Origin of the sequence: Streptomyces viridochromogenes DSM 40736 (genome assembly GCF_000158955.1) — a bacterium.
In the GTDB taxonomy this organism is placed as follows: Bacteria; Actinomycetota; Actinomycetes; order Streptomycetales; family Streptomycetaceae; genus Streptomyces; species Streptomyces venetus.
The window spans coordinates 4,735,954-4,758,151 of record NZ_GG657757.1; the positions used below are offsets into that span (position 1 = coordinate 4,735,954).

Sequence of the window (22,198 nt, forward strand, 5' to 3'; positions counted from 1 at the left end):
TCGCCGTCGACGACATCGCGCTCGTCGGCAGCCCGGGCACCGGAGCCGGCTCCGCCGCGGCCCTGCGCACCCGGGCCCGCGTCTGGGCGGCCCGGGGCGGCGACGACTGGGTGGCGAACGTGCCGCACGTCAGGACGAACCTGTTCGGGGTCACCGTCGGCTTCGGCACCGACCCCGTCTCCCCGGCCTTCGGCGCCCGGGTCTTCGCGGCGGGCGACGGCGGCCACAGCGACTACTTCCGCCCCGGCACGGCCTCCCTCACCAACCTGACCCGGATCGTCCTGGGCGAGACCAAGGCGGTGACCCATGACTGACATCGGTGTGCACCGGATCGAGGGTGCTCTGCGGCGCGGCGCCGACCGTGTCGGCAACGCCACCCCGGCCGACCGCGACCGGGCTGTGGACGCCCTGCGCGCCGCCGCCGTCCTCGGCGTCGTCCTCGGCCACTGGCTGGTCACGGCCCTGGTCGCCGACGGCCGTACGCTGCGCACCGCGAGCCCCCTCCAGCACATGCCGTGGCTCGCGCCCATGTCCTGGCTGTTCCAGACGCTCGCCGTGTTCTTCCTGGTCGGCGGCCATGTCGCCACCCGCAGCCATGCCTCGGCCCGCGCCCGTGGCGTCCCGTACCACCAGTGGCTGACGGGCCGTCTGAGCCGGTTGCTCAAGCCGGTCGCGGCTGTCCTCAGCCTGTGGACAGTGGTCGCGCTCGCCCTGCTGTTGTCCGGCGCCGAGTTCGGGACGGTGCGGACGCTGGTCAAACTGGCCCTGTCCCCCCTGTGGTTCCTGGTGGTGTTCGCCGCGCTGACGGCGGCGACCCCGCTGCTGACCCGGCTCAACCCGCTCTGGCCGCTGGCCGTCGTCCTGCACGTGGACCTTCTGCGCTTCGGCCTCGGTGGGCCCGCCTGGCTGGGCTGGGTGAACGTGGCGGCGGGCTGGATGGTGCCCTACACGCTGGGCGCCGCCTGGACCCGGGGCGAGCTGGAGCGGCCCCGGGCGGGCTGGGTCCTGCTCGCCGGCGGCGCGGCGGCGACCGTGGCGCTGGTCGTGCTCGCGGGGTACCCGGCGTCGATGGTCGGCGTCCCCGGCGAGGGGATGTCCAACCTCGATCCGCCGACGCTGGCGGTCGTCACCTTCGGGCTGGCCCAGTGCGGTCTCGCCCTGCTGCTGCGCGAGCGACTGCGCCGCGCCATGGGCCGGCCCGTGGCGTGGGCGGCGGTGGCCCTCGTCAACCTCTCCGCGATGACCGTCTTCCTGTGGCACCAGACGGCCTTGATGGCCACCACGGCCACCGGCCTCCTCGCGGGCCGGCTCCCCGGGCTGCACACCCGGCCGGACGACCTCGGCTGGGTCGGGGCCCGGCTCCTGTGGCTGCCCGTGTTCGCCCTGGCGCTCGCGGTCTGCTGGGCCGCCTTCCGGTCCTTCGAGCAGGGCGGCGGCGGGGACGGCGGCTCGCGGGTGGTGCGGTCGCACCGCCCGTCCGGCCGGGATACGGCGGCGAAGGCGCGTCATGTCTAGGCTGGGCCGGGTGACGGACTCGGGGGTGGGCCGCGCGCTGCGCGCGCGGGTCGTGGGCTGGCTGCGGGTGCTGCGCGACGACCTGTGGACCGTCCGGGCGGATCCTCTGCCGCCCTCCACGTGGCTGCGCTGGCTGCCGCACGGCGTGCTGTGCCTGGCCGGCGTGTTGGGGGTCGTCCTCGGCGGCACGGCCGACATGCAGGGCAACGGCCATCTGAGCTTCGGTCCGGCCGTCCTGGTCGCGGGCGCGCAGGGCGGGGCCGTGGTGCTGGGGCTGTGGCGCCCGGTGCCGGCGTGGTGGCTGGCGCTGGGCGCCTTCGTCACGGGCGCCTTCCTGCTGCACCGCCACCTGGGTATCGGCCCGGAGACCTACACCTGGCCCTGGACCGCGGCCGGGATCGTCGGCCTGCTGCTCGTGCTGCTGCTGCTCGCGCTGCGGGTGCCCACCCGGGCGGCGATAGCGGCACTGGCCGTGACCGTGCTGGTCACCTTCGGTCTCGAGAGCCTGCTGACCGGGGAGGAGTACGACGACACGGGCGCGATCGCGGTCCCGCTGTCCGCCGTCGTCGTGGTCGTCGGCACCGCCCTGCGAGGGCGTCGCGAGGCCCGTGCGCAACTCGTCGAGCAGACCACGCTCACCGCCGAGGAGCGCACCCGGCGCACCCTGCTGGAGGAGCGCAGCCGTATCGCGCGGGAGTTGCACGACGTGGTGGCCCACCACATGTCGGTCATCTCCATCCAGGCCCAGGTCGCCCCGCACCTCGTCGAGAACCCGCCCGACGAGCTCAAGGAGAACCTCGCGGGCATCCGGCAGAACGCACTGGAGGCGCTGACCGAGCTGCGCCGGGTGCTGGGCGTGCTGCGCTCGGAACACCCCGGGCCGGGGGAGACGCCCATAGGGCCGGGCGGCGACACCGTCGACCACGCCCCGCAGCCCACCCTCGACCGGCTCGACGCGCTGGTGGAGAACACCCGGGCGGCCGGTCGCGAGGTCACCACCGAGATCAACGGCGAGCGGCGTCCGCTGCCGCCCGGCGTGGAGCTGTCGGCTTACCGGATCGTGCAGGAGGCGCTGAGCAACGTCCTGCGGCACGCGCCCGGCGCGAGCGCCAAGGTCCGTCTCACCTACCAGGCGGACGGTCTGGAGGTGGAGATAGTCAACTCCCGGCCGACGGGGCCCGCACCGCCGTCGACGGGGGCGGGGCACGGACTGCTCGGGATGCGGGAGCGCGTCGCGATGCTCGGTGGCACGATGACGGCGCACCCGTGGCACTGGGACGGCTTCAAGGTCACCGCGTTCCTTCCCGACACCCCGCCCTCCGACGGCCCGGGCACCGACCACACCACGGCCCCCAGGAGAGGAACCTCATGACGAGCGGCACCGGCGACCCCATCCGGGTTCTCATCGTCGACGACCAGGCGATGGTCCGGCAGGGCTTCACCGTGCTGCTCGGCACCCAGCCCGACATAGAGGTCGTCGGCGAGGCGAAGGACGGTGAGGGCGGTGTCGCGAAGGCCGCCGAGACCGCGCCCGACGTCGTCCTCATGGACATCCGCATGCCCGGGATCGGCGGCATCGAGGCCACCGAGCGCATCACGGCCGCGCACCCGGACATCAGGGTGCTGGTGCTCACCACCTTCGACCTCGACGAGTACGTGTACGACGCGCTGCGCGCCGGAGCCTCCGGGTTCCTGCTGAAGGACGCCTCGTCCGACCAACTTGCCGAGGCGGTACGGGTGATCGCGGCCGGGGACGCGCTGCTCGCCCCGGTCATCACCCGCAAGCTGATCGCCGAGTTCTCCCGGCTGGACGACCGGCCCCGCGCCCCGCTCAAGGAACGGATCGGCGACCTCACCGAGCGGGAGACGGAGGTGCTCGCCCTGATCGCGCAGGGCCTGTCGAACGCGGAGATCGCCCGGCACCTGTTCGTCGCCGAGCAGACGGTGAAGACGCACGTGGGCAGGATCCTGGTGAAGCTGGGGCTCAGGGACCGTACGCAGGCGGCGGTGTTCGCCTACGAGTCGGGGCTGGTGCGTCCGTCGGGATACTGAGGCGCTCCCCCTGGTCGCTCCCCGTAGTACCTGAGGGGGACGACGAGGAACCCCTCTCACTGGGGACGACCGGGACCCGGGCCCCGCTTACCGTTCTGTACGTGACCGAGACGACTCACACGCAGACCACGCCGCCAGGGGGCGGGACCAAGTCGCGCAGCCCGGAGTACCGGGTGGCGGTGGACTCCCTGCGCGGGCTGCGGCAGGACCTCCTCCATGACGCCTTCGCCTACCGGCCGCTGCAGGGCCGCCGCACGGACGGGCGGATCGTGCGCCGGCTGCCGGGCCGCCTGCGGGAGTACGCGACCTGGCTGCCGCACGCCGTGATCACCGCGGCGGCCCTGATCACCCTGGCCTTCTCCACGGTCGACGCCAGCGGCCCGGGCCTGCTGCTCGGTCTGCTGTGCGCGATTCCCGTGCTGCTGACCATGGTGCGGCCGGTCGGCGCGTTCTGGGCGTCCATGGTCTCCACCCCGATCGCCTCCGCGCTGGGAGGCCGCTGGGGCGAATGGCCCTGGACGCCCGGCAGCTTCGTCTGCCATCTGACCGTGCTGACGGTCGTGGCGATACGCACCAGGCCGCGCACGGCGGCGTGGATGTGGGCGCTGACGGCGCTGTACGCCGCCCTCGCGGACACCGGCATCGGCCCTACCTACTACGAGTACGGCAGCAACTCCGGCGCCATGCTGGTCGTATCGGCCCTGGCCCTGCTCTGCGTCACCGTGTGGCACATCCGCCGGGACGCCGTGCAGGAGGTCACCGCCCAGCAGACGGTCACCGCGCACGAGCGCTCCCGCCGCACCCTGCTGGAGGAGCGCACGACGATCGCCCGCGAGCTGCACGACGTCGTCGCCCACCACATGTCGGTGGTCGCCATCCAGGCGGAGGCCGCGCCCTACCGGGTGGAGAACCCGCCGCCGGAGCTGGAGAAGGCGTTCGCCACGATCCGGGTGAACGCGGTGGCGGCCCTGACCGAGCTGCGCCGCGTCCTGGGTGTCGTCCGCGCCGAGGACTACGAGGCCCCGGACGCCCCGCAGCCGACGCTCGCCGACCTGGACGGGCTGCTGGCCAACGTGCGGGAGGCCGGGCTGAGCGTGGACAAGGTGGTGACCGGCGCGGTACGTGAACTGCCGCAGGGCGTGGAGCTGTCGGCGTACCGGATCGTGCAGGAGGCGCTGAGCAACTCCCTGCGGCACGCGCCGGGCGCGGCCGCCCGGGTCGAGATCGGGTACGTTCTCGGCGGCCTGGGCCTGCGCATCGTCAACGGCGCGCCGCCGAACCCGGGTCTGATCCAGCCCTCGCCCGGCGCGGGGCACGGCATCACGGGCATGCGGGAACGCGTGTCGATGCTGAACGGCGAGATGACGGCGGGTCACACGGACGACGGAGGTTACGAGGTGACGGTGTTCCTGCCGGTCGCCCTGCCGGACGAGGGTGACGCATGACCATCCGCGTGCTGATCGCCGACGACCAGATGATGGTGCGCGAGGGCTTCTCGGTCCTGCTGAACGCGATGCCCGACATCGAGGTCGTCGGCGAGGCGGTGAACGGCCGGGAGGCCGTCGCCAAGGTCCGCGAGCTCGCCCCCGACGTCGTGCTGATGGACATCCGCATGCCCGAGGTGAACGGCATCGAGGCGACCCGTGAGATCGCCGCCGCCGACGGCGCGACGAAGGTGCTGGTGCTCACCACCTTCGACCTCGACGAGTACGTGTACCAGGCGCTGCGCGCGGGAGCCTCCGGCTTCCTCCTCAAGGACGCCTCGGCCCGCCAGCTCGCCGACGGGGTGCGGGTGGTGGCGTCCGGGGAGGCGCTGCTGGCCCCGTCGGTGACCAGGCGCCTGATCACGGAGTTCTCCAAGCTCTCCGAGACCCCGCGTCTCATGCCCTCCGCGCAGGCGGCGTACGGGGATCTCACCGAGCGGGAGACGGAGGTGCTGGTCCTCATCGCGCAGGGCCTGTCGAACGCGGAGATAGCCGAGCGGCTGGTGGTCGCCGAGTCGACGATCAAGACGCACGTCAGCCGGATCCTGGTGAAGCTGGGCCTCAGGGACCGCACGCAGGCGGCGGTGTTCGCCTACGAGGCGCGGCTGGTGACGCCGGGCTAGCCGGGAGCGCCGCCCACGAGCCGGAGGCCCGGGGCGACGCAGGGGGGCCTGGACAGTCCAGCTGCGATCTTCGTTTCACCGGAGCGTCTCGACCGCGTGAAGGAACACCCCTGGTCAGTGAAGGGGATGGGGGGCTAGCGTCCCGGCATGGCTGCCTTCGACCCGTGGGACCCGGCGTTCCTCGCCGACCCGTATCCCGCCTATGCCGAGCTGCGTGCCCAGGGCCGCGTGCACTATTTCGAGCCGACGGACCAGTGGCTCGTCCCGCATCACGCGGACGTCTCGGCACTGCTGCGCGACCGGCGCCTGGGCCGTACGTACCAGCACCGGTTCACCCACGAGGAGTTCGGCCGCACCGCGCCCCCGCCGGAGCACGAGCCGTTCCACACGCTCAACGACCACGGCATGCTCGACCTGGAGCCGCCGGACCACACCCGGATCCGGCGCCTCGTGTCGAAGGCGTTCACACCGCGCACGGTGGAGCGGCTGAAGCCGTATGTGCGGGGGCTGGCCGACGAGCTGGCGTCGGCGCTGGTCGCGGCCGGCGGGGGCGACCTGCTGAAGGACGTGGCCGAACCCCTCCCCGTCGCCGTCATCGCCGAGATGCTCGGCATCCCGGCGTCCGACCGTGCTCCGCTGCGTCCCTGGTCGGCGGAGATCTGCGGGATGTACGAGCTGAACCCGTCCGAGGAGACGGCGGCGAGGGCGGTCAGGGCGTCGACGGAGTTCTCCGACTACCTGCGGGAGCTGATCGCGGCCCGCCGCGAGGAACCGGGCGATGACCTCATCTCGGGCCTCATCGAGGCCCACGACGAGGGCGACCGCCTCACCGAGCAGGAGATGATCTCGACGGCGGTCCTCCTGCTGAACGCCGGCCACGAGGCCACGGTGAACGCCACGGTCAACGGCTGGTACGCCCTGTTCCGCGACGAGGCGCAGCTGTCGGCCCTCCGCGCGGACCACTCCCTGGTCCCCGCGGCGGTCGAGGAGCTGATGCGCTACGACACCCCGCTCCAGCTCTTCGAACGCTGGGTCCTGGACGAGATCGAGATCGCCGGCACGACGATCCCGCGCGGCGCGGAGGTCGCCCTGCTCTTCGGCTCCGCCAACCACGACCCGACCGTGTTCAAGAACCCGGACCGCCTCGATCTGACCCGCCCCGACAACCCCCACATCTCCTTCGGCGCGGGCATCCACTACTGCATCGGCGCGCCGTTGGCCCGGATCGAGCTGGCGGCCTCCATGACGGCCCTCCTGGAGAAGGCCCCGGCGCTCCGCCTCGCTCAGGAGCCGGAGCGGAAGCCGAACTTCGTGATCCGGGGTCTTGAGGGGCTCAGCGTCGCGGTCTGAGACGCCGGAGCAGGGCCCAGGACGCCAGGGCGGCGGCGACCCCGCCGAGGATCGCCAGCGGCAGTTCGGCGTAGAGCACGGACCAGTCGGGGGCCGCCTCGAACCGCCAGAGCCGCTTCCGGACGTCGACGGACCACACCGCGAGTCCCGCGCCCGCCCCGATGCCCGCGGTCAGACATCCCGCCGCGGCCTGCGTACGTTGCCCCATGCCCGGCATGGACGTACGCGGGCCGCTTGGCGGTTCCCGCCGCCGCTGCTCAGGTCGTCATGTCCCGGCGCCGCAGCCCCGCCAGGCCGGTGGCCACCAGCACGACCGCCAGCGCCAGCAGGACCAGCACCGGCCCCCACTCCATCGCCCCGCCCGGCAGCTTCGGCAGATGCCCGAACGGCGAGACGTCCAGCACCGCCCGCGGTACGTCCAGGGCGGGCCCGACCCAGCCGATCAGCAGGACCGCCCCCGCGACGCCCCATGTCGCCACGGCCGCCCGGGGCAGTACGCCGTGCAGCAGGACCGCCACCCCGCCGATCACCCACACCGCCGGCAGCTGCACCAGGCACGCCCCCAGGATCGGGCCGATCTCCTTGCCGTAGCCGGCGGCGAAGCCGAGGCCGGCCAGGAGCATGATGAGCGCCGCACCGCCGAAGGCGATGACCAGGTGCCCGGCGGCCCAGCGCAGGCGGCCGACCGCGTTCGCCAGGAGCGGTTCCGCCCGGCTCGACGTCTCCTCGCCGTGCAGGCGCAGCACCGACGCGACGATGTAGAGCGCCGCGACCAGGCCGAGCATCCCCACCATCGACGCCAGGAACGCGTCCGTCAGCCCGGACTGGCCGCCCATCCGCTCGAAGATCCGCCGGGCGCCCTCGTTGTCGCCGACCAGGTCGGCCGCGCCCTCGGTCATGCCGCCGTAGACGACTCCGGCGAGGAAGAAGCCGATGCTCCAGCCCAGCACGCTGCCCCGCTGCAACCGCCAGGCCAGGGCGCCGGCGGTGCCCAGACGGCCGGTCGCCGGGCCGGGGCGGGTGGGCAGGAAGCTCATGCCGATGTCCCGGCGCCCGGCCAGCCCGTAGGCCAGCGCGCCCTGGAGGCCGACCGCCCCGGCGAGCAGTGCCAGCACCCACCAGCGTTCGTCCGCGTAGGGCCGCAGGTTCTCCAGCCACCCCAGCGGCGACAGCCACGTCAGCACCGACGAACCGTCATCCCTCGCCGAGTCACCCGCCGCGCGCAGCACGAACGCGGCGCCCAGCACCGCCGACGTCAGCCCCCGGGCCAGCCGCGCGCTCTCCGTCAGCTGGGCGACGATCGCCGCCATCGTGGCGAAGACCATCCCGACCCCGGCGATCCCGAGGCCCAGGGCCAGGGCGCCGGTCGTGCCCTGACCGGCCAGGCCCGCCGTCACCAGCAGCGCCAGCACCGCGTTCGCGACCGCCGCCGCCAGCAGGGCCGCCGTGAGGGAGGCCCGGCGGCCCACCATCCCGGACGTCACCAGCTCCTGACGGCCGCTCTCCTCCTCGTCCCGGGTGTGCCGTACGACGACCAGCAGGCTCGTCACGGCGGCCAGGGCGCCCGCGTAGACGCCGACCCGCCAGGCCGTCAGGGCGCCCAGCGAGTCGCCGAAGACCGGGCCGATCATCGCGCGCAGCGAGGAGTTGGTCTCCATCTGGCGGATCAGGTCGGCGCGTTCGGCCGGAGTGCCGTACAGGCCCTCCAGCGTGCCCGGCATGGAGAGGACCATCAGGGCGTTGACCCCGACCCACACCGGGATCATCAGCCGGTCGCGGCGCAGCGCGAACCGCAGCAGCGTGCCCGTGCCGGCCAACTGGCGGGAGCTCGCGGGCCGTACGGCCAAGGCGGTGGTCGTCATCGGGCGGCCGCCTCGTCCTGGTAGTGCCGCAGGAACAGCTCCTCCAGCGTCGGCGGCGTCGACGTCAGCGACCGCACACCCGACTCGCTCAGGGACCGCAGCACGGCGTCCAGCCGGTCGGTGTCGACCTGGAGCCGGACGCGGCGGCCCCGCACGTCGAGGTCGTGCACGCCCGGCAGCGCCGACAACCCGTTGGGCGGGCCCGCGAGTTCGGCGACGACGCTGGTGCGGGTCAGGTGCCGCAGGTCGGCGAGCGACCCGCTCTCGACCGTACGGCCCTTGCGGATGATGCTCACCCGGTCACAGAGCTCCTCGACCTCGCTGAGGATGTGGGAGGAGAGCAGGATCGTGCGGCCCCGGTCGCGCTCCTCCTCGACGCACCGCTGGAAGACCTCCTCCATCAGCGGGTCCAGGCCCGAGGTCGGCTCGTCCAGGATCAGCAGGTCGACGTCCGAGGCGAACGCGGCGACCAGGGCGACCTTCTGCCGGTTGCCCTTGGAGTACGTGCGGCCCTTCTTGGTGGGGTCGAGTTCGAACCGCTCGACCAGTTCCGCGCGGCGCCGGGGGTCGAGCCCTCCGCGCAGCCGGCCGTACAGGTCGATGACCTCGCCGCCGGAGAGGTTGCGCCACAGCGTCACGTCCCCGGGGACGTAGGCGATACGGCGGTGCGCTTCGACCGCGTCCGCCCAGGGGTCGCGGCCGAGCACCTGAGCGGCGCCCGAGTCGGCGCGCAGCAGCCCGAGCAGGACCCGGATGGTGGTGGACTTCCCGGCGCCGTTCGGGCCGAGGAAGCCGTGGACCTCGCCGGAGGCGACCTCCAGGTCGAGCCCGTCGAGTGCGTGCGTCCGCCCGAAGGACTTGTGCAGCCCGGAGACGGTGATGGCCTTCGTCATGCTTCAGAACGTACGCTTCTTTCAGAAATTTGTGAAGTTAAGGAAGCGTATGAATCCCGGATAGGATGAACCGCATGACGGAATCAGCCAGGAGCGCGCAGAGCAGGGAGGCCGTGTCGAGGTTCGTCGAGTCCTTCGCGGCACAGCTCGTCGAGGCCGGGATGCCCCGGATGCCCGCCCGGGTGTTCGCCGCGCTCCTCTCCTCCGACGAGGGTTCGATGACCTCCGCCGACCTGGGGGAGCAGTTGCGCATCAGCCCCGCGGCGGTGTCCGGCGCGGTGCGCTACCTGGCCCAGACGCACATGGTCTCGCGCGAGCGGGAGCCGGGCTCGCGCCGCGAGCGCTACCGGGTGCGCGGCGACCAGTGGTACGAGGCCCTGACCAACCGCGACGCGGTGCTGAAGCGCTGGGAAGGCGCCCTGCGCGAAGGCGTCACCAGCCTCGGCCCCGACACCCCGGCCGGCCGCCGCCTCTCCGAGACCCTCGCGTTCTTCGAGTTCCTCCACGACGAGATCGCGGCCGTGATGGAACGCTGGCGCGAACACCGTGACAAAACGTTCGGAGCGCGGTGAGCCCCGTCCGCCCACCGCGTCACCCCGGCGCGGGCAGCGTCAGCCCCCAGGCCCCTTCCCGTACCTCCCACGTCCGGGTGCGGACCGGGCCCGACACCAGCGAGTCCGCGCGGTAGCGGAAGTGGGCCCCCGAGACCGTCACCGTGCGGGCCTCGGCGAGCAAGGGGGAGGCCTCCGCGCCCACCGAGGCCGGACGGACCTCCACCGAGGCGAGTCCGGAGGCCGTCGGGGACACCGACACCGCCTCCACCGGCTGGTGCAGGTCGACGAGGGTCTCGCCGTCGACCTCGACCCGCAGCCGGGAGGGGCCCGGCTCGGGCGCGGAGGCGAGCCGGGACGGCCGGCCGGCCGGGACCAGGGTGCGCACCAGGGACTGGCAGGTCCGCAGCCAGGGCCGGGCCGGCAGGCCCTCCTCCTCGGGGTCCATCACGTCCGGCGGGGCCGTCACCGGCGGTATGCGCAGCGCGCCGAGCACCACCCCGTCGCTGTCGTCGACCATCAGGTCCATCCGCCGCTCGACCCCGTCGAGCACCGCCCGCGCCGCCGCCACCGTCCCCGTGGGTATCCCCAGCGACCGCGCCAGGGACAGCGCACCCCCGACCGGCACCACCGACAGCGGGCATCCGGCCAGCTCCCGGTGACGGTGCAGCAGCCCCACCGCGCGGATCAAGGTCCGGTCGTCGCCCACCACCACGGGCCGTCGCGAACCCCGCCGGGCCAGCGCCCGGGCGAACTCCTCCGGCCCTTCCGGCAGGCACAGCTTCACCGCCGCACCCGCTCCGAGCACGTCTTTCGCGATCCGTACGGACTCGCCGTCCGACCGACGGGCGACCGGGTCGACCACCACCAGCAGCTGCTCGGACGTCGTGGAAGTCGCCACCTCGGCCATGCCTCGCTTCCTCGGGTAGCATCTTTGTGCAAGAGCCCCTTGCGCTATTGCGCCAGGGGCTTCGTCTATTCCGGGGCATCCGGTCCGACGGTTGGCGGCCAACGGCGGTCGCGGTGCACGCGGCTGCGAACCTCCGCGTACGCCCTCGACCATGGACATGCCCCGCCCGGAAGGGGTGTACGCGCGTGCCCGCACTTGTGCTGCTCGGTGCTCAGTGGGGTGACGAAGGCAAGGGAAAGGCCACCGACCTGCTCGGTGGTTCGGTGGACTATGTAGTGCGCTACCAGGGCGGCAACAACGCCGGCCACACGGTGGTCGTGGGTGACCAGAAGTACGCCCTCCACCTCCTCCCTTCCGGAATCCTGTCCCCCGGCTGCACGCCGGTCATCGGTAACGGCGTCGTCGTCGACCCGTCGGTCCTGCTCTCCGAGCTGAGCGGTCTGAACGAGCGTGGTGTCGACACCTCCAAGCTCCTCCTCAGCGGAAACGCGCACATCATCACGCCGTACAACGTCACGGTCGACAAGGTGACCGAGCGCTTCCTCGGCAAGCGGAAGATCGGCACCACCGGGCGCGGTATCGGCCCGACCTACGCCGACAAGATCAACCGCGTCGGCATCCGTGTGCAGGACCTGTACGACGAGTCGATCCTCACGCAGAAGGTCGAGGCGGCCCTCGACGTCAAGAACCAGGTCCTCACCAAGCTCTACAACCGGCGCGCCATCGCCGTGGACCAGGTGGTCGAGGAGCTGCTGGGCTACGCCGACAAGCTCGCGCCGTACGTCGCCGACACCGTCCTGGTGCTCAACCAGGCGCTGGAGGAGGACAAGGTCGTCCTGTTCGAGGGCGGTCAGGGCACGCTCCTCGACATCGACCACGGCACGTACCCCTTCGTCACCTCCTCGAACCCGACCGCGGGCGGCGCCTGCACCGGTGCCGGGGTCGGCCCGACGAAGATCAGCCGGGTCATCGGCATCCTCAAGGCGTACACGACCCGGGTCGGCGCGGGCCCGTTCCCGACGGAGCTGTTCGACGAGGACGGCGAGGCGCTGCGCCGCATCGGCGGGGAGCGCGGTGTCACCACCGGCCGTGACCGCCGCTGCGGCTGGTTCGACGCGGTGATCGCCCGCTACGCGACCCGCGTGAACGGCCTCACCGACTTCTTCCTCACCAAGCTCGACGTCCTCACGGGCTGGGAGCAGATCCCGGTCTGCGTGGCGTACGAGATCGACGGCAAGCGCGTCGAGGAGCTGCCGTACTCGCAGACCGACTTCCACCACGCGAAGCCGGTCTACGAGATGCTGCCGGGCTGGAGCGAGGACATCAGCAAGGCCAAGTCCTTCTCCGACCTGCCGAAGAACGCCCAGGCGTACGTGAAGGCGCTGGAGGAGATGTCCGGCGCCCCGATCTCCGCCATCGGCGTGGGCCCGGGCCGCGACGAGACGATCGAGATCAACTCGTTCCTCTAGTCCCACCGCGACCCACCTCCACCGGCGGCCGGCTCTCTTGTGAGAGCCGGCCGCCGCCGTGCTGCGCCCCCGGGGTGGTGAGGCCCTGCGCCTACGCACCGCCGAGCATGTCGTCCTCGTCGAAACCGAGTTGCTCCTCGATGCCCAGTTCCTCCGCCGCGTGCCACCGCAGGGCGTCGGGCCACGAAGCCCTCCTTGCGAAGCTCAGGCCGGAGGCTGCCCGCCCCGGGCCCGCGGGCGGGCGCGGGACCTGCTCAGCTGAACACGATCATCGACCCCTGGGCCAGACTCCGTGTCACCGCGGCGTGCAGCCCCAGCCACACGTGGCGTTCGCGGGCGAAGGGGCTGGGGTCGTAGGGGGCGGGGACGGCGGGTTCTTCCAGCTCCGTGGGGGCGAGCGGTGGCTGGGGGGCCGTCGGCGGGTTGGCCGGGTCGATGCCGAGGGCGGGGGCCACCACCTCCAGCTCCCGCAGCAGGGCGTGCGAGGAACCGAGGGGGCCGCCGCCCGCGAGCAGGTCGTCGTCGGCGAGCGGGCTGGGGAAGTCGACCGGGACGTACGCGCCCGCGTGGTCGTAGTGCCAGACCAGGTGCGACTGCTGGGCCGTCGACTCGAACATCTCCAGCAACTGCTCGTAGTCGCCGCCGAGTTCGTCCACCGGCGTCACCGGCAGACCGCACACCTGGAGCAGATAGGCGCGGCGCAGGAAGTGCAGGGCGTCGTAGTCGAAGCCGGCGACCGGGGCGACGTCGCCCGACAGGCCCGGCATGTACTGGTACACCGGCACCGGCGGCAGCCCGGCCTCGGCGAGCACCTTGTTGTATTGCGCGAGTTCCTCGGCGAACGGGTTGTCCGGCGTGTGGCACAAGACGTCGACGAGCGGTACCAGCCACAGGTCACAGGCCAAAGAAGGCTCCTCGCTCAGCTCGGTGGTCGGGTGGCGCGGTGAGCAGAAAGGGTATCGGTGCTGCACGGCAGTGGCTCCTGTCGTGCATGTCCCATACCCAGACGAACGGACGCGACGCGGGTCATCCGGAGGCGAGTCGCTCGATCAGGGCGATCGAGTGGGCGTTGTAGCCGGCGATGATCGACCGGGCGGTGGTCGTGTCGCGGGCCCCCAGGGCGTCGACCAGCGAGGTGTGGCCGGCCCAGAGCTCGCCGCGCAGGTCGCTGAGCCGGCGCAGGTGCTGCACCGCGCACACCCAGGTCTGGACGCGCAGCCGGTGCAGGAAGTCGCCGAGATAGGCGTTGCCGAAGAGGGCGGTGAGCTCGCGCCAGTAGCGCAGGTCGTAGCCGATGAGCACGGTGAGGTCACCGGCCGCGGCCGCCCGCTGCGACTCCTCACCGCGCCGCCGGACCCCGGCGAGGGTGGCGGTGACCCGGGGATCGTCGGGCTGCAGAGCGGCGCGCTGCCCGGAGGTGAGGGCGTGGAACATCCCCTCGATGACGAGGTCGCGGGCCTCGATCATGCCGCGGAAGTCCTCGACCGAGTACTCGTGGACCCGGAAGCCGCGGTGCTGGTCGGCGTCGAGGAGCCCCTGCGCGGAGAGGTCGACCAGCGCCTCCCGTACCGGCGTGGCGGACACCCCGTACTGCTCGGCGATCTCCTTGACCGTGAACTCCTGCCCCGGCTGGAGCCGCCCGGCCAGCACCTCGTCACGAAGGGCGTCGGCGATCTGCTGCCGCAGGGTGCTGCGCGTCACGGAGCCGTTGCCGGTGCTGCCGGGCATGGTCAGGGCGTCTCCCTCGTCGCGTTCGGGTGGCGTGCACGTATATGTCTACGAGCACGCCACCTTACGCGTTCGAACACGCCGCGAGGTTGTCCGTTACTGACGGGTTTACAGATGTTTACTGCGTGTATTCGTCCGCCACGGAGAGCGCGGCGTCGAGCACCGCGAGCCCCTCCTTGAGCTCCGCCTCCCCGATGTTGCACGGCGGCACCACGTGTGTCCGGTTCATGTTCACGAACGGCCACAGCCCGCCGTCCTTCGCGGCGGCGGCGAAGGCGGCCATCGGCGCGTTCGCCTCCCCGGCCGCGTTGTACGGCACCAGCGGCTCCCGGGTCTCCCGGTCGCGGACCAGCTCCAGCGCCCAGAACATGCCGGTGCCGCGCACCTCGCCGACGCTGGGGTGCCGCTCGGCGAGCGCCCGCAGCTCCGGTTCGACGACGGAGGCGCCCAGCCGGGCCGCGTTCTCGACGATGCCCTCCTCCGCCATGACGTTGATCGTCGCCACGGCCGCCGCGCACGCCAGCGGGTGCCCGGAGTACGTCAGACCGCCGGGGTAGGGCCGCCTGCCGAACGTCTCCGCTATGGCGCCGGAGATCGCGACACCGCCGAGCGGCACGTATCCGCTGTTCACGCCCTTGGCGAAGGTCAGCAGGTCGGGGGTGACGTCGAACAGGTCCGCCGCGAACCACTCACCGGTCCGGCCGAAACCGGCCATGACCTCGTCCAGGACGAAGACGATCCCGTACTTGTCGCACAGCTCGCGCACGCCCGCGAGGTAGCCGGGCGGCGGGACCATGATCCCGGCCGTCCCCGGAATGGTCTCCAGGATGATCGCCGCGACGGTCGAGGGCCCCTCGAAGGCGATCGTCGTCTCCAGGTGCTCCAGCGCCCGCGCGCACTCCTGCTCCTCGGTCTCCGCGTAGAAGCGGGTGCGGTAGAGGTAGGGCGCCCAGAAGTGCACGACCCCGGCCGTGCCGCTGTCGGAGGCCCAGCGGCGCGGGTCGCCGGTGATGTTCACGGCCTGCTGCGTGCCGCCGTGGTACGAGCGGTACGCCGAGAGCACCTTGGGGCGGCCGGTGTGCAGGCGCGCCATGCGGATGGCGTGCTCGACGGCGTCGGCGCCGCCGTTGGTGAAGAAGATCTTGTCCAGGTCGCCCGGGGTGCGCTCGGCGATCAGCCGGGCCGCCTCGGACCGTGCCTCGATGGCGAACGCGGGCGCGAAGGTCGTCATCGTCGCGGCCTGCTCCTGGATCGCGGCGACGACCTTCGGGTGCTGGTAGCCGATGTTCGTGTAGACGAGACCGCTGGAGAAGTCGAGGTAGCGCCGGCCGTCGTAGTCCCAGAAGTACGACCCCTCCGCCCCGGCGACGGCGAGCGGGTCGATGAGCTCCTGGGCGGACCAGGAGTGGAACACGTGGTCACGGTCGGCGGCCTTGACGGCGGCACCGGCTTCGGGGTTCGGCTGAGGGGTCATGCGGGCGAGGGTAGGCATCCGGGGGACGGGCGGGAAATCGGCGTCGTGTGTGAGGTCTGGGGGTTTCCGCGACAGGTTGTCGACGGGAAGCCGGTGCGCAGAGGGGGCTGTTGACAACATGCTGTCCAATCGACAGCATGTTGTCATACGTGGGATCCCCAGGAGGAGCCATGAGCAGCAAGCCCGTCCATCTCGCCGTCTACGACACCCTCGCCGACTGGGAGACCGGCCACGCCACGGCACAGCTCGCCCGCGCCGGTCACTCGATCCGGACCGTCGGGCCCTCCACGGACCCGGTCACCAGCATCGGCGGGCTGCGCATCCAGCCCGACCTCGCCCTGGACGACGTCCGGCCCGAGGACTGCGCGCTGCTGATCCTCCCGGGCGCGGACCTCTGGGACACCGGTGAGGCCCTGGCCCCCTTCGCCCGCGAGGCCCGGCGGTTCCTCGACGCGGGCGTGCCCGTCGCCGCGATCTGCGGAGCCACCGCCGGACTGGCCCGCGAGGGACTGCTCGACGACCGGGCCCACACCAGCGCGGTCTCCTTCTACCTGGCGGCGACCGGCTACGCGGGCGGCGCCCGGTACGTCGAGGCCGACGCCGTCACCGACGGTGGCCTGGTCACGGCCGGCCCGACCGAACCCGTCGCCTTCGCCCGGGAGATCTTCCGGCTGCTCGGGCTGTACGAGGAGGACGTGCTCGACGCCTGGTACCGGCTGTTCCACGACTCCGACCCGGCGGCGTACCCGGTGCTGGAGAAGGCCGGGGCGCTGTGAGCCGGGAGCGTCAGGACCTGTTCAGCCGCAGCGCCCTCGGGGTGTTCCGGCTGAACGGCCAGTTCCTCACCGTGGCGGAGGAACTGGCCCGGCCCGCCGGGCTCACCGCCGCCTGGTGGCAGGTGCTCGGCGCGGTCCTCGGCGAACCGCTGCCCGTCTCCGGGATCGCCCGCGCGATGGGCATCACACGGCAGAGCGTGCAGCGCATCGCCGACCTGCTGGTGCGGCGCGGGCTCGCCGAGTACCGGCCGAACCCCGCGCACCGCCGGGCCAAGCTCCTCGCGCCGACCGAGCAGGGGCGTGCGGCGATCGCCCGGATCGGCCCGGGGCACGCGGCCTTCGCCGATCGGCTGGCGGAGGAGTTCGGGGAGGCGGAGCTGGCGGAGGCGGTGCGGATCCTGGAGCGGCTGTCGGCGGTGCTGGACCAGGTGGGGCTGCCCGGAGACGGGCCCCCGCCCGTTACGGAACCGTAGACGTCGCCCAGGTCACCCCGCCCCGGCCCCGCACTATTCTCGATCTGTTGCTCACGTGTGGGGGGAAGGCGGCTGAGCGATGGAGAAACTGGGGCCCGGGGATCCGATGGGGGTGCCCCCAGGCGTTGAGCGCTTGGGGAGGATCGGTGCGTACCGGCTGATGGCGCGGCTCGGTGCTGGGGGCATGGGGCACGTTTATCTGGCCCGTTCCGAGCGGGGCCGTACGGTCGCCGTGAAACTCGTCCGCGAGGAACTGGCCGCGCAGGAGGAGTTCCGGGAGCGGTTTCGGCAGGAGGTCCAGGCCGCGCGGCGGGTCGGCGGGTACTGGACGGCGCCGGTGCTGGACGCGGACACCGAGGCGGCCGTGCCGTGGGTCGCCACCGGGTACGTCGCCGGACCGAGCCTCCAGCAGGTCGTCGGGCACGACCACGGAGCCCTGCCGGAGCGGACGGTGCGCATCCTCGCGGCCGGGCTCGCGCACGCGCTCAAGGACATCCACGCCGCCGGCATCGTCCACCGCGACCTCAAGCCGTCCAACGTGCTGGTCACCATCGACGGCCCGCGCGTCATCGACTTCGGCATCGCGCGGGCCCTGGAGACCGTGACGGACGGCGGGCTCACCCGCACCGGCGCGCTCGTCGGATCGCCCGGTTTCATGGCGCCCGAGCAGGTGCGGGGCGACCGCATCACCCCGGCGTGCGACGTCTTCTGCCTCGGCTCGGTCCTCGCCTACGCCGCCACCGGCGCCCTGCCCTTCGGTACCGCGGGCAGCGGTGTGCACGCGCTGATGTTCCGCATCGCCCAGGAGGAACCGGACCTGGAGGGCGTCCCCGAGGGCATCGCCGACCTGGTGCGCGACTGTCTGCGCAAGGACCCCGCCGCCCGTCCGTCCCTCGACCGCGTCCTGGAACGCACGGGCGCGGACGACACCGTCTCCGACGGCCGCGCCCTCGACCCCTGGCTGCCCAGCGCCCTGGTCGCCCAACTCGGGCGGCACGCGGTGCGGTTGCTGGACGCGGAGGATCCGGAGGGGGAGGCGGGGCAGGCCAGGCCCGCCGTCGAAGGGGCGCGGGAAACCGCGCGACCGGCCCCCACCGGCCCGCGGCCGGAGAGCGACGGCGCGAAGCAGCTGGGCCCGGACCACGACGAAAGGCCCGGCCACGACGAAAGGCCCGGCCAAGAAAGGCCCGGCCACGACGAGAAGCCCGGCCCCGACGCGACACCCGAACACGCCCCCACCGCCGACGAGGCGTCGCCGCGCCCCGCGCTGCCCCCGGCCCCCGCGGCAGCGCCCGCCGCGACCCCCGGCCCGCCCTCGCCCGGCCGGCCGGGCGAGGGCCCACCGCTGAACCATCTGCCCACCCTGGCCGCGGGCCAGGGCACCGCCACCCCGGCGCCCGCACCGCTGCCGAACCCCGGCCCGGGAGCCCCGCCCCACCCGCAGACGCCCTCGCACCTGCACCCGGCGTACGGCTACCCCCAGCAACACCCGCACCAGCACCCGCACCAGCACCCCCAGCCCGGCACCCCGGGCGCCGCCCCGGCGTACCACCCCGGCTACGGCGGCCTCGGCACCACCCCGCCCTACGGCCCGCCCCCGTACGGCACGACCCCGCCGTACGGCCCGCCGCATGAGCCACCGCGGAGGGACGGCCGGTCCACCGCGCTGCTCGTCGTGATCGCCCTGGTCGTCGCGCTGGCCGCGGGCGGATCGGTGTACGCGCTGATGCGGGGCGGCGCCGGGGACAAGGCCGACGACCCCACCCCCTCGCGGAGTGCCGGCGCGCCCCAGGCCGCCGGCCCGTCCCCGGCGCCCTCGCAGCCGGGCGACCCGTCCTCCCCGGTGAACGGCGCGATCCCGACCGGATACCTGGGCACCTGGACCACCACCATCGACAACACCGACGGGCAGCACACCCGCAGTCTGACCATCCAGCAGGGCGAGCCCGGCGACACGGTCCTGTCCCTCGTGGCGGACGGCCCCACGAGCGGGGGCGGCACCTACCACTGCGTCTTCGAGGGCGAACTGACCGACGCCCCCGACGCCGACGGCTCGCTGCGGATCGGCCCGTCCACCGTGACCGTCGGACAGCCCCGCACCGCCTGCACCCCGGGCGCGGCCACCGAGGTCGCCCTCCAGCCGGACGGCACGCTCCAGCGCCTCAACACCAGCAGCGGCGAGAAGCTGACGTACACGAAGCAGTGACCAACTCGCCTTTCACGGGAAGCTGTTGAACGTCCAGTGGGGTCGAGCGTCTCGACCCCACCCGCCGTGGACGCGGACCGCCGCTACGTCACCTGGGCTCCGGCGGCCGCTGCCGGGGCATGTTCGGCCTCGCGCTCCCGGGCGGCGCGGGGAACCGCCCGTTCACACCCCCCACCTCGGCCCCTCGACCGCTCCCGGAGAACACCACCGCCTGCGTCCCCACCGGGGCGGCCCTGCTCCGGAACTCCCCGGCCCACTCCGCCGTCTCCCCCCGCACCAGCTCGCTCAGGTCCTCGGAGAACCTCCGCAGCACCCCGAGACACCGCTCGGCCGCCTCACCGGCCGTCCCCTCCGTCGGGCCCAGGACCTCCCGCACGCTCTCCGCGGCCCAGTCGAACTGGAGCGCCTGCAACCGCCGCTGCACGGCCTGCGCGGTGGCCACGTCCCGCATCCAGCCCGACGTCACCCCGAAGTACCGGTCGGCGGCGACGCACGCCACCCCCAGCAGCAGCGCCAGACACCCCCAGGGCGCGATACCGGCCGCGGCGCCGGTCAGGTCCAGCAGGGGCAGCGCGACCCCGACCACCGCTCCGGCCGCCGCCCCGCAGCGCAGCACCCGCGCACCCCGCCGCTTCCACACCCGGTCCTCCAGGTACCAGGCCGCCGTCCGGAGCGCCCCGAGTTCCACCCAGCGGTACAGCTCGTCCAGCCGTGCCGCCGGCTCGCCCCAGTCCCCGAGCGGAAAGGCCCGCCCGGTCAGATCGCCCGGCCGCAGCCGGGCCGCCCCCTCGCCCCGTCCGTCCTGCGGCGGCCCCTCGGGCTGCATCTCCGGCTGACCCACCCGGCACTCCCTACTGACCACGCTGCGTGACAAACGACACACATGACGCACAAGACGCACAAGACGCACGCGTCGCTCCTGACCCACACGACACGTAATGCCTGCCTCCTGACGCGCCGGACCCTTCCTACCCCCCAGCCGGTGGCGAAGATGTAGCTTTCGCCGCTTTTCCGCCCGGAAGTATTCCTTGATCGGTTATCGGGCGCGAGCGGAACTCACTCGAAAGAGTGCCGGGGCGACGGCAGGCGCGACCACGTAGGCTCGTGGCGAACGGGAAAACCCGTACCGAGCAAGGAGCTGATCGTGATCCCCGGTGGTGGCCAGCCCAACATGCAGCAGCTGCTCCAGCAGGCCCAGAAGATGCAACAGGACCTGGCTCAGGCGCAGGAGGAACTGGCGCAGACGGAGGTCGACGGAAAGGCGGGCGGTGGCCTTGTGACCGCGACCGTCACCGGCGCCGGTGAACTGCGCGCCCTGAAGATCGACCCGAAGGCGGTGGACCCCGAGGACACCGAGACCCTCGCCGATCTGGTCGTGGCGGCCGTCCAGGCGGCCAACGAGAACGCGCAGGCGCTCCAGCAGCAGAAACTGGGCCCCCTCGCCCAGGGTCTGGGCGGCGGCGGCATCCCGGGACTGCCGTTCTGAAACGCCTACCGCCTTCCTCGGACGGGCGGCTGACAACTACGGTACGTACGAGGCGGTGCGTACCGACCTCGAGGACCCAGGAAGGGCAGTCCGTTGTACGAAGGCGTGGTCCAGGACCTGATCGACGAGCTGGGGCGACTGCCCGGCGTCGGTCCGAAGAGCGCCCAGCGGATCGCCTTCCACATCCTGCAGGCGGAACCGACGGACGTACGACGGCTCGCCCAGGCCCTCATGGAGGTCAAGGCGAAGGTCCGCTTCTGCGCGACGTGCGGCAACGTCGCGCAGGAGGAGCTGTGCAACATCTGCCGTGACACCCGGCGCGACCCCGCGGTCATCTGCGTGGTGGAGGAGCCGAAGGACGTCGTGGCGATCGAGCGCACGCGTGAGTTCCGGGGCCGGTACCACGTGCTGGGCGGAGCGATCAGCCCGATCGACGGGGTGGGGCCGGACGACCTGCGGATCAGGGAACTCCTCGCCCGGCTCGCCGACGGCACGGTCACCGAGCTCATCCTCGCCACGGACCCGAATCTCGAAGGCGAGGCCACAGCCACGTACCTCGCCCGCATGATCAAGCCCATGGGCCTGAAGGTCACCCGCCTGGCCAGCGGCCTCCCGGTGGGTGGGGACCTGGAATACGCGGACGAGGTGACTCTCGGCCGCGCCTTCGAGGGGAGACGACTCCTAGATGTCTGACGCCACGCTGCACGCGACCGACCAGAACCCGGACGACTTCGCGGTCCAGATCGCGGACCAGATCGAGAGTTTCCTGGTCGCCGTCACGGAGGTCGCGAAGGGCGACGAGCCGGAATCGGCGGTTCCCTTCCTTCTCCTGGAGGTCTCCCAACTCCTCCTCGCGGGCGGCCGGCTCGGCGCGCACGAGGACATAGTGCCGGACGAGCGCTACGAGCCCGACTCGGGCCCGGAGCCGGACGTGGACGGGCTCCGCGAGAACCTGGTCCGCCTCCTCGACCCGATCGACGTCTACTCGGAGGTCTTCGACCCCTACGAGCCCCGCAAGGCCCCGGTCCCGGCGCGTATCTCCGACGACCTGGCGGACGTCATCACCGACCTCCGCCACGGCATGTCCCACTACCGCGCGGGCCGCACCACGGAGGCCCTGTGGTGGTGGCAGTTCTCCTACTTCTCCAACTGGGGCTCCACCGCCTCGGCGACCCTCCGGGCCCTCCAGTCGGTCCTCGCCCACGTCCGTCTCGACCAGCCCCTGGCCGAACTGGACGGCCTGGACACGGACCAGGGCATGGGCGACGACACCCTGGAGTTCGAAGCGGGCCGGGTCATGGCGCAGGAGATCGCCCACCCCTTGGGCATCCGCCAGGCCAAGTAGC

Annotated in this window: 23 protein-coding genes; 15 read left to right on the plus strand and 8 right to left on the minus strand. The window is 72.7% G+C overall.

Features of this window, described 5'->3' with window-relative positions; all coding sequences use genetic code 11:
* From SSQG_RS20885 to SSQG_RS20915, 7 genes are all read left to right on the plus strand, one after another.
* The coding region (locus SSQG_RS20885; RefSeq protein ID WP_003991813.1) for an alpha/beta hydrolase at window positions 1-314 on the plus strand (314 nt) is incomplete at its 5' end.
* Window positions 307-1,515, plus strand: coding sequence for an acyltransferase family protein (locus SSQG_RS20890; RefSeq protein WP_003991814.1), 1,209 nt, complete (start codon window positions 307-309; stop codon window positions 1,513-1,515). The genes SSQG_RS20885 and SSQG_RS20890, both read left to right, overlap by 8 nt.
* On the plus strand, window positions 1,508-2,887 hold the full coding sequence (locus tag SSQG_RS20895; RefSeq protein ID WP_003991815.1) for a sensor histidine kinase: 1,380 nt from the start codon (window positions 1,508-1,510) through the stop codon (window positions 2,885-2,887). Before SSQG_RS20890 ends, SSQG_RS20895 begins: the two co-directional genes overlap by 8 nt.
* Complete coding sequence (locus SSQG_RS20900; RefSeq protein WP_003991816.1) at window positions 2,884-3,567, plus strand: response regulator; 684 nt, start codon at window positions 2,884-2,886, stop codon at window positions 3,565-3,567. The genes SSQG_RS20895 and SSQG_RS20900 overlap by 4 nt, the downstream gene beginning before the upstream one ends.
* 101 nt (window positions 3,568-3,668) lie before the next feature.
* A complete protein-coding gene (locus tag SSQG_RS20905) occupies window positions 3,669-5,012 on the plus strand; it encodes a sensor histidine kinase (RefSeq protein WP_003991817.1) in 1,344 nt (447 codons plus the stop codon).
* Complete coding sequence (locus tag SSQG_RS20910; protein WP_003991818.1) at window positions 5,009-5,674, plus strand: response regulator; 666 nt, start codon at window positions 5,009-5,011, stop codon at window positions 5,672-5,674. Before SSQG_RS20905 ends, SSQG_RS20910 begins: the two co-directional genes overlap by 4 nt.
* A gap of 147 nt (window positions 5,675-5,821) precedes the next feature.
* Entirely contained in the window at window positions 5,822-7,024 is a 1,203-nt protein-coding gene (locus tag SSQG_RS20915; RefSeq protein WP_003991819.1) for a cytochrome P450, read from the plus strand.
* Here the strand turns inward: SSQG_RS20915 and SSQG_RS20920 are convergent.
* The 3 genes from SSQG_RS20920 to SSQG_RS20930 are packed head-to-tail and all read right to left on the minus strand — an operon-like array spanning window position 7,008 to window position 9,779.
* Window positions 7,008-7,232, minus strand: coding sequence for a hypothetical protein (locus SSQG_RS20920; protein ID WP_039935279.1), 225 nt, complete (start codon window positions 7,230-7,232; stop codon window positions 7,008-7,010). The genes SSQG_RS20915 and SSQG_RS20920 overlap by 17 nt on opposite strands.
* A 49-nt stretch (window positions 7,233-7,281) precedes the next feature.
* Window positions 7,282-8,886: an ABC transporter permease gene (locus SSQG_RS20925; protein WP_003991821.1), complete on the minus strand. Its 1,605-nt coding sequence runs from the start codon at window positions 8,884-8,886 to the stop codon at window positions 7,282-7,284.
* On the minus strand, window positions 8,883-9,779 hold the full coding sequence (locus SSQG_RS20930; RefSeq protein ID WP_003991822.1) for an ABC transporter ATP-binding protein: 897 nt from the start codon (window positions 9,777-9,779) through the stop codon (window positions 8,883-8,885). Before SSQG_RS20930 ends, SSQG_RS20925 begins: the two co-directional genes overlap by 4 nt.
* 74 nt (window positions 9,780-9,853) lie before the next feature.
* Here SSQG_RS20930 and SSQG_RS20935 point away from each other — a divergent pair, with 74 nt between their 5' ends.
* Window positions 9,854-10,351 (plus strand): GbsR/MarR family transcriptional regulator, encoded by a 498-nt coding sequence (locus tag SSQG_RS20935; protein WP_078507041.1) that lies wholly within the window; start codon window positions 9,854-9,856, stop codon window positions 10,349-10,351.
* 19 nt (window positions 10,352-10,370) lie between these two features.
* On the opposite strand, the gene SSQG_RS20940 is transcribed toward SSQG_RS20935, so the two are convergent.
* The gene (locus SSQG_RS20940) at window positions 10,371-11,240 is read right to left on the minus strand and encodes a diacylglycerol kinase family protein (protein WP_003991824.1); all 870 of its coding nucleotides are present in this window, start codon (window positions 11,238-11,240) and stop codon (window positions 10,371-10,373) included.
* A 185-nt stretch (window positions 11,241-11,425) separates the two neighbouring features.
* On the opposite strand from SSQG_RS20940, the gene SSQG_RS20945 reads away from it, so the two are divergent.
* Window positions 11,426-12,709, plus strand: coding sequence for an adenylosuccinate synthase (locus SSQG_RS20945; RefSeq protein WP_003991825.1), 1,284 nt, complete (start codon window positions 11,426-11,428; stop codon window positions 12,707-12,709).
* Window positions 12,710-12,963: 254 nt separating this feature from the next.
* Here the strand turns inward: SSQG_RS20945 and SSQG_RS20950 are convergent, their stop codons facing one another.
* The 3 genes from SSQG_RS20950 to SSQG_RS20960 form a co-directional block, all read right to left on the minus strand.
* Window positions 12,964-13,614, minus strand: a complete 651-nt coding sequence (locus SSQG_RS20950; protein ID WP_003991827.1) for a hypothetical protein — start codon at window positions 13,612-13,614, stop codon at window positions 12,964-12,966.
* Between the two features lie 121 nt (window positions 13,615-13,735).
* Complete coding sequence (locus tag SSQG_RS20955) at window positions 13,736-14,437, minus strand: GntR family transcriptional regulator (protein ID WP_003991828.1); 702 nt, start codon at window positions 14,435-14,437, stop codon at window positions 13,736-13,738.
* A gap of 118 nt (window positions 14,438-14,555) precedes the next feature.
* Window positions 14,556-15,911: an aspartate aminotransferase family protein gene (locus SSQG_RS20960; RefSeq protein ID WP_003991829.1), complete on the minus strand. Its 1,356-nt coding sequence runs from the start codon at window positions 15,909-15,911 to the stop codon at window positions 14,556-14,558.
* 170 nt (window positions 15,912-16,081) lie between these two features.
* On the opposite strand from SSQG_RS20960, the gene SSQG_RS20965 reads away from it, so the two are divergent.
* The 3 genes from SSQG_RS20965 (at window position 16,082) to SSQG_RS20975 (ending at window position 19,366) form a co-directional block, all read left to right on the plus strand.
* Window positions 16,082-16,687 (plus strand): type 1 glutamine amidotransferase family protein, encoded by a 606-nt coding sequence (locus SSQG_RS20965; RefSeq protein ID WP_003991830.1) that lies wholly within the window; start codon window positions 16,082-16,084, stop codon window positions 16,685-16,687.
* A complete protein-coding gene (locus SSQG_RS20970) occupies window positions 16,684-17,160 on the plus strand; it encodes a MarR family winged helix-turn-helix transcriptional regulator (RefSeq protein WP_003991831.1) in 477 nt (158 codons plus the stop codon). Before SSQG_RS20965 ends, SSQG_RS20970 begins: the two co-directional genes overlap by 4 nt.
* Window positions 17,161-17,239: 79 nt before the next feature.
* On the plus strand, window positions 17,240-19,366 hold the full coding sequence (locus SSQG_RS20975) for a serine/threonine-protein kinase (RefSeq protein ID WP_039933267.1): 2,127 nt from the start codon (window positions 17,240-17,242) through the stop codon (window positions 19,364-19,366).
* A gap of 88 nt (window positions 19,367-19,454) precedes the next feature.
* On the opposite strand, the gene SSQG_RS20980 is transcribed toward SSQG_RS20975, so the two are convergent.
* The gene (locus SSQG_RS20980; protein ID WP_039933269.1) at window positions 19,455-20,207 is read right to left on the minus strand and encodes an SLATT domain-containing protein; all 753 of its coding nucleotides are present in this window, start codon (window positions 20,205-20,207) and stop codon (window positions 19,455-19,457) included.
* 303 nt (window positions 20,208-20,510) lie between these two features.
* Between SSQG_RS20980 and SSQG_RS20985 the strand changes: the two genes are divergently transcribed.
* The 3 genes from SSQG_RS20985 to SSQG_RS20995 all read left to right on the plus strand — a co-directional run bounded on the left by SSQG_RS20985 (window position 20,511) and on the right by SSQG_RS20995 (window position 22,197).
* Window positions 20,511-20,852, plus strand: a complete 342-nt coding sequence (locus SSQG_RS20985) for a YbaB/EbfC family nucleoid-associated protein (protein WP_003991834.1) — start codon at window positions 20,511-20,513, stop codon at window positions 20,850-20,852.
* A 93-nt stretch (window positions 20,853-20,945) separates the two neighbouring features.
* Window positions 20,946-21,545 (plus strand): recombination mediator RecR, encoded by a 600-nt coding sequence (gene recR / locus SSQG_RS20990; protein ID WP_003991835.1) that lies wholly within the window; start codon window positions 20,946-20,948, stop codon window positions 21,543-21,545.
* Complete coding sequence (locus SSQG_RS20995) at window positions 21,538-22,197, plus strand: DUF5063 domain-containing protein (protein ID WP_003991836.1); 660 nt, start codon at window positions 21,538-21,540, stop codon at window positions 22,195-22,197. Before recR ends, SSQG_RS20995 begins: the two co-directional genes overlap by 8 nt.
* Window position 22,198: the final 1 nt, after the last annotated feature.